Origin of the sequence: Mycobacterium helveticum, assembly GCF_007714205.1 — a bacterium.
GTDB lineage: Bacteria > Actinomycetota > Actinomycetes > Mycobacteriales > Mycobacteriaceae > Mycobacterium > Mycobacterium helveticum.
On the sequence record NZ_VMQU01000329.1, the window covers coordinates 1 to 675 of the forward strand.

At 61.9% G+C, this 675-nt stretch carries 1 protein-coding gene; it reads left to right on the plus strand.

Translation table 11 applies throughout. The features are described 5' to 3' along the window. Positions 1 to 65 precede the first annotated feature (65 nt). Positions 66 to 675, plus strand: a 610-nt coding sequence (locus FPZ47_RS27755) for a transposase (protein WP_246859922.1), incomplete at its 3' end; no start/stop codon positions are given.

The window sequence follows — 675 nt, forward strand, 5'->3', positions numbered from 1 at the left end:
GGGTCGAATCCCGTTGTGCTAGAATACAACTCGTAGTCAAATCACCTCTGACTTACACAGAAATCGTGACAGGCTCCCCGGCCGCGGTGTACGCCGCAGCGATCCGCACACCTGGGCTGTTACCGAACGCCACCCTGGTGGTCGATCACTTCCACCTGGTGGCGTTAGCCAACGACGCGCTGACCAAGGTGCGCCGCCGGGTGACCTGGGACTTGCGGGATCGCCGCGGCCGCAAACTCGATCCCGAATGGGCCAACCGGCGCCGGCTGCTACGGGCGCGAGAACGACTGTCGGACAAGAGTTTCGCCACGATGTGGAACGCCATCGTCGACGAAGACAGCAGTGGGCAGATCCTGTCGGCGTGGATCGCCAAAGAAGAACTACGCACCCTGTGCTCCACCGTGCGGGTCGGCGGCGATGCGCACCTGACCCGTCACCGGCTGCACCGATTCCTGTCCTGGTGCATCGACTCCCAGATCCCTGAACTGCTCACCCTGGCCGCCACCATCGACACTTGGTGGCCCGAGATCAACGCCTTCATCACCACCGGCATCACCAACGTGTGTGCTCCACACTGCACCTCCTGGGATCGTTCGGGGTCATTTGATGGTGGTTGCGGTCGGGGGTGTGCTGTCGGAGTCATTGTTGCGCCTGACTCTAATACACATCAGACGA